The organism is Streptomyces flavofungini (assembly GCF_041028215.1).
Taxonomy (GTDB): domain Bacteria; phylum Actinomycetota; class Actinomycetes; order Streptomycetales; family Streptomycetaceae; genus Streptomyces; species Streptomyces flavofungini_B.
The window spans coordinates 1-5,504 of the sequence record NZ_JASKYR010000529.1; the positions used below are offsets into that span (position 1 = coordinate 1).

Sequence of the window (5,504 nt, forward strand, 5' to 3'; positions counted from 1 at the left end):
TCCCCCGCCCGCCCTACTTGGTGGTGTGCGTGGGGTAGACCTGGACGTCGGTGTAGGCGCCCTTGATGGCCCCCGCTCCCTCCGGCCACTTCAGCGTCACGGAGTGGGTCTCGTTCGGGGGCGTCACCTCGATGTCGGTCGGGGACGCGAGGCTGTCGCCGCTGCTGTCGATGTCGTAGGCGAGGTTGAAGACGGCGGCGTCGCCGGGCTTCAGGACGGTGACACGCGGCTGGGCCCGGCCCCGCTCGATGGGGCTCGACGTGTGGTCGGCGTCCTTGATGTCGACACCCGCGAATCCCGTCGCCGAGCAGGTGGTCGCACCCCTGTTGACCATGGTGATGTCGATCCGGCCCGCGCTCTCGTCGGGCGCGGCGTCCCTGGCGTCGATGGCCAGGTCCTCCGTCTTGCAGAAGGTCACCTTGCCGCTGGTGCCCGTCGTACCGTTCGCCGCGCCGGACCCGGCCTTGGAGTCGTCACCGGTCCCCGACTTCCCGGTGCCGGACTCCGAGCCGCCCTGCGACTTCGCGCCACTGTCGTCGGACGAGGACGAGGAAGAGGAAGAGGAAGAGGAAGAGGAAGAGGAGGAATTCGAGGAGCCCTTGGAGGACGACTTCGTCCCGGAGTCGTCCCCGTTGCAGGCGGTGAGGGAGAGGGTGGCGGCGACGCCGATGGCGGCGAGAGCGGTCATGCGGGTGCACTTCATGGGGTCCCCCAGAACTGGCTGCGTATCAGTGGCCGCGAAGCAGATGACTGCGTAGCGCGGTGCGTGCGGTCTGAAATATTTGTATCCCGCACCGAGTTACAGGCGGTCCACCGCGACGTCTTCGTTCTGTCACAGGCGTACGCGTGCGCTCCAGGGCGACGCGACGAGCGCGGGACCCGGCGGCAAAGCCTGATCCCGCGCTCGTGTCGACGACGGGGGCGGGTACCGCGGTCAGTCCCGGGGCTTGGTGGCGGGCGGCGCGTCCCGGCGTTCGCCGTCCGGTCCGATGGGCGACCACCACTGGTCGTAGTGGGCCGCGCCGTCGCCGAACCACCCGGCGTACCCCTCGACGACGCGCCCCCGCGACCAGCGGGACACCTGGACGGACCGCCCGTCGAGCACGTCGAAGAGCGAGGTGCTCCCGGGAGAGGCACCGGCCCGTACGGCGTGCACCTTGACCACGTCCATCGACTCCTGGCCGTTGATCATCGTGGTGAGCAGTTCGGCGGTGAACGTCAGCCCCGACGCCTCGTCCACCGCGCGGCGGAAGTCGAGCAGGGAGTCGAGGCCCACGCGCCAATCGGCCTCCACGTGCTGGCCGGGCACGAGGAACCGGACGTCCTCGGACCAGTACTCCAGCGCGCGCTCGCGGTCGCGGGAGACCAGTGCGGCGTAGGCCCGGTGGATCAGGTCCACCGTGACGACGGTGGTTCCGGTGCTCCGCGCATCAGACATGCCGATCGCTCCTCTTCGGTGTGACAGGGCTCGGACGCGGCTCTTCCGCTGCCTCGGCGAGCCAGGTGTGGACGGCTTGCGCCGCATGCTCGGCGTGCTCTTCGAGCATCGTGAAGTGGTCGCCGGGCACGCTCCGGACGAGGTCGGTACTCCCGCCGAGGGCCGGTGCTCCAAAGAGCTCGTCACGGGCCCGCAGGAAGAGCGTCGGGGCCTGGACCGCTCCCGGTGACCACTCCTCGAAGACCCGGAAGCAGGCGCCCATGGCGGCCAGTGAGGTGGCGTCCTCCTCGGTGGCCTGGGTGCCACGCCGCTCGAACAGCCCCTCGGTGAGGGCGGTAGCCGTCTCGGGGCTCATCTCGTCCTGGAGGTAGGTGTCGAGCAGCACCACAACCCGCGGCCCCTCGCCCAGGCGCTCGAGCCGCTCGGCCACCGCGTGCGCCACCCAGCCGCCCGAGGAGCAGCCGAGCAGGGCGACGGGTCCGCCGCCGGTGTACGCGCGGACGGCCGCGGTCTGCGCCTCGACCACCGCGTCGAGGTGGGCGGGCAGCGGCTCCCCCGGCCTGAAACCGGGCTGGGGGGGGCGACCACGTCCCGCTGACCGCGCAGCGCCGCGGCGAAGCGCGCGTACTGGTGCGCTCCCGACAGCGCCACCACAGCGGGGAAGCAGATGAGTGTGGTGGGCGCGGTGCCGCGTGCCAGGCTCATTGGCCGTGGTGGCCGGGCCGGTTCGGTGGCGTCGGCGAACGACGGCAGGATGCGGGACGCCGCCCTCAGCAGCGCGATGCCGTCGAGGACCCGGCCCGCCGCACGCGCCTGCCGGAACAGCGCGCCGATTCCCTCGACGGCGGACGGCGGCGCGGCCCGGGGCACAGCGGGAGCGGCGGCGAGTTCCCGCTCCAGGTGACCGGTCAGGGCGGCGGGCGTGGGGTGGTCGAACACCACGGTCGCCGACAGGCTCAGGCCGGTCCCCGTCGCCAGGCGGTTGCGCGGTTCGACCGCGGTCAGCGAGTCGAGCCCCAGCTCGGGGAAGGAGGCGTCGTCCTCGATGGCGGCCGGCGAGGAGAAGCCGAGCACGGAGGCGGCCGTGGCGTGGACCAGTTCGCTCAGGGCGTCCGTCCGTGCGGCGGCCGTCGTCCCGGCGAGCCGGGCGGGGGTGACGGCATCCGGCCGTTCCGTGCGGCGCGGGGTGAGCGGCCCGCGCTCCGGTACGGGCGCGGAGGGGACGAGGCCGCGCAGCGCCACCGGCAGTTCCGGGTGCGCGGTGGCCACCAGGGAACGCAGCCGCCGTCGGTCCAGAGGCAGCGGCACCAGCACCGGCTCGGCCATGCCTACGGCCGCGTCGAACAGCGCGAGGCCCTCCTCGGGCGTCACCGCCGCCACCCCGCCGCGGGCCGTCCTGCGCAGCTCGGCCTCGCCCGCCACGCCCCCGGACAGGTCCCAGGGCCCGCAGGCCAGCGCCGTCCCGGGCAGCCCGGTCGCCCTGCGGTGGTGGGCCAGGGCGTCGAGGAAGGGGTTGGCGGCGGCGTAGTTGGCCTGACCCGGCGCGCCGAGCACCCCTGCCGCCGAGGAGAAGAGCACGAACGCGGACAGGTCCAGGTCGCGGGTCAGTTCGTGCAGGTGCCAGGCGGACCGGGCCTTGGCCCGCCGCACCCGGTCAAGGCGTTCTGGGGTGAGGGCCGTGACGACGCCGTCGTCCAGGACGCCCGCGCAGTGCACCACGGCGGTCAGGGCGTGCGCGTCGCGGACCGTGGCGAGGAGTGCGGCGAGTTCCGTCCGGTCGCTCACGTCGCAGCCCGCCGTCACCGCCTTCGCGCCGAGCCGCTCGATGTCGGTGGCGAGCGCGGCGAGCCGTACGTCGTCGCCCCGGCGGCCCGCCAGCAGGACGTTGCTCACTCCGTGCGCGGTCGCCAGATGCCGTGCGACAAGGCCGCCCAGCACAGAAGCCCGACCTGCACGGTTTCGCGCGCACCAAGGTCTCGGGTACTCAGAACGGCGATGAGGTCCTCTCCACGATCGTGACCTCAGCTCCGGTCAACAAGAGCGCCAACGCGTAACCCCTGGCTCGCGGGGCGCAAGGAGGCAACGCTGTAGTGCGACAGCGCGGCACCAGAAGGGGTGGACCGAGACTCTCGGTCCACCCCTTCTGCCATGCGGGCCCGGAATACCGCCGTGCTCCGGTCGGCGGCGGGCAGCGTCAGGTCCGGTGGATCAGGCGGCTCTCGTAGGCGAATATCACCGCCTGTATGCGGTCACGAAGTTCGAGCTTGTGCAGGATGCGCCCCAGATGTGACTTCACGGTGGCCTCCGCGAGGTGCAGGGCGGCCGCTATCTCGGTGTTGGACCGGCCGCGGCCCACATGGACGAGCACCTCGCGCTCCCGGGCGCTGAGGAGGCCCAGCCGCTTGTCGCGCGTGGCGCCGCCGCCACCGTCGGGGATGTGTGGGCGCAGATGCTCCAGCAGACGGCGGGTGAACCGCGGCGAGACCACCGCGTCGCCCTCGGACACACTGCGTATCGCGGTGAGCAACTCCTCTGGTCTGGTGTTCTTCAGCAGGAAGCCCGAGGCTCCGGCGTTGAGTCCGGCGAAGGCGTACTCATCCAGGTCGAAGGTGGTCAGGATCAGCACCCTGCTCCGCGGGGAGGCCTCAACCACCCGCCGAGTCGCCTCGATCCCGTCGGTGCCCGGCATCCGGACGTCCATGAGGACGACATCGGGGCGCAACTCCCCGGCAAGGCGCACGGCCTGGTCACCGTCCGCGGCCTCGCCGACCGGCGCCATGTCGGGCTGGGCCTCCAGAACCGTGGCGAAGGCCATACGGAGCAGTGCTTCGTCGTCGGCGATCAGGATGCGGATCGTCATACGGACACCGTTTCGCTGCTGATCCCAGTGCTGGCACCGGTGCCGGTGCCAGTGCCCGTGCCGCTGCCGGTGCCGGTGCCGGTGAGGAAGAGACGGGTGCTGACTCCCCAGCCGCCGCCCGGAAGCGGTCCTGCCCGCACCTTTCCCCCGTAGGCGGCCGCGCGCTCGCGCATGCCGGGGATGCCGTGGCCGGACGGCCCCGTGGGGCCGGGAAGCGGCGGGCGGAGCCCATTGTCGGTGACGTCGACTGTGACGATCTCGGGAGTGCATCGCAGACGGACCTTCGCTCGGGTTCCGGCAGGGGTGTGTCTGAGGGAGTTGGTCAAGGCTTCCTGTATCAGGCGGTAGACGGTCAGTTGTGCGGTGGCGGGTATGTGGGCGTGAGCGCCCTGGACCTCGACGTCCGTCGGCAGCCCGGCGGCGCACATCTGGTCGGCGAGGTCTTGGAGTTGTGTGATGCCGGGCAACGGGTGGCGCTCCGCCTCCGGTTCATCGGTCCGCAGGATGCCCAGGGAGCGTCGCATGTCGGTCAGGGCCTGCCGTCCCGTCTCGGAGATCTGGAGCATCGCGGAGGTGGCCTTGTCCGGTGACCGGTGCTGCGCGTAGACGGCGGCGTCGGTGAGCGCGACCATGACGGACAGGTTGTGGGTGACGATGTCGTGCATCTCCCGCGTGATACGGGTCCTCTCCTCGGCGGCGGCCAACCGCGCTTGCTGGTCCTGCTCTCGCACCAGTCGGTCCGCCCGCTCTTCGAGGGCCACGAGAAGGTCGCCTCTGGTCCGTACGTTCGTCCCCAGGACCACGGCCGCGAAGACCATCGCGCTCGCCGCGACGAAAGGAGTCGGGAACGCGCCTTCCGGCACCCAGCGCAGACAGGCCAGCCCGACCCCCGTCTCCACGACGGCGGCGGCGATCAGCGTGCCACGTCGGCTCGCGTTCGCGGCCACCGTATAGAGCGCCACCAGCAGGGCGACGTCTGCCGGCAGCGGGACATCCATGAGCCACTGGACGGAAGCCGCACCGGCCACGACGCCGAACACCGCGAGTGGAGCACGGCGCCGCCACAGCAGAGGCAGGGTGAGCGCGGCGGTGAGAGCCACGGCCACCCCTCGCCGCCCCGGCGCCGACATGATCACGATGTTGACCAGGAGCAGCGTCGGAAGCAGGGAGTCCCACACCAGCTCCGGTGCCCGCGAGATCCAGCGC

The 5,504-nt window shown here is 71.9% G+C and carries 5 protein-coding genes and 1 pseudogene; all 6 read right to left on the reverse strand.

Annotated elements, in window-relative coordinates:
• Positions 1-13: 13 nt before the first annotated feature.
• Positions 14-688 carry a DUF4232 domain-containing protein gene (locus tag AB8Z36_RS28815; protein ID WP_369216317.1) on the reverse strand — a complete coding sequence of 225 codons (675 nt, stop codon included), beginning with the start codon at positions 686-688 and terminating at the stop codon, positions 14-16.
• Between the two features lie 246 nt (positions 689-934).
• On the reverse strand, positions 935-1,438 hold the full coding sequence (locus tag AB8Z36_RS28820; RefSeq protein ID WP_369216318.1) for a hypothetical protein: 504 nt from the start codon (positions 1,436-1,438) through the stop codon (positions 935-937).
• On the reverse strand, positions 1,431-1,964 hold the full coding sequence (locus AB8Z36_RS28825; protein WP_369216319.1) for a thioesterase domain-containing protein: 534 nt from the start codon (positions 1,962-1,964) through the stop codon (positions 1,431-1,433). The genes AB8Z36_RS28820 and AB8Z36_RS28825 overlap by 8 nt, the downstream gene beginning before the upstream one ends.
• A gap of 383 nt (positions 1,965-2,347) precedes the next feature.
• Positions 2,348-3,376 (reverse strand): annotated as a pseudogene (locus tag AB8Z36_RS28830) (type I polyketide synthase); the annotation flags it as partial.
• A gap of 256 nt (positions 3,377-3,632) precedes the next feature.
• Positions 3,633-4,298: a response regulator gene (locus AB8Z36_RS28835; RefSeq protein ID WP_369216320.1), complete on the reverse strand. Its 666-nt coding sequence runs from the start codon at positions 4,296-4,298 to the stop codon at positions 3,633-3,635.
• Positions 4,295-5,504: sensor histidine kinase (locus AB8Z36_RS28840; protein WP_369216321.1), on the reverse strand; the 1,210-nt coding region annotated here is incomplete at its 5' end. The genes AB8Z36_RS28835 and AB8Z36_RS28840, both read right to left, overlap by 4 nt.

Excerpts from the sequence above, each read along its gene's own strand:
- AB8Z36_RS28815 (WP_369216317.1), bottom strand. The coding sequence starts at position 688 with ATGACCGCTCTCGCCGCCATCGGCGTCGCCGCCACCCTCTCCCTCACC.
- AB8Z36_RS28820 (WP_369216318.1), bottom strand. The coding sequence starts at position 1,438 with ATGTCTGATGCGCGGAGCACCGGAACCACCGTCGTCACGGTGGACCTG.
- AB8Z36_RS28835 (WP_369216320.1), bottom strand. The coding sequence starts at position 4,298 with ATGACGATCCGCATCCTGATCGCCGACGACGAAGCACTGCTCCGTATG.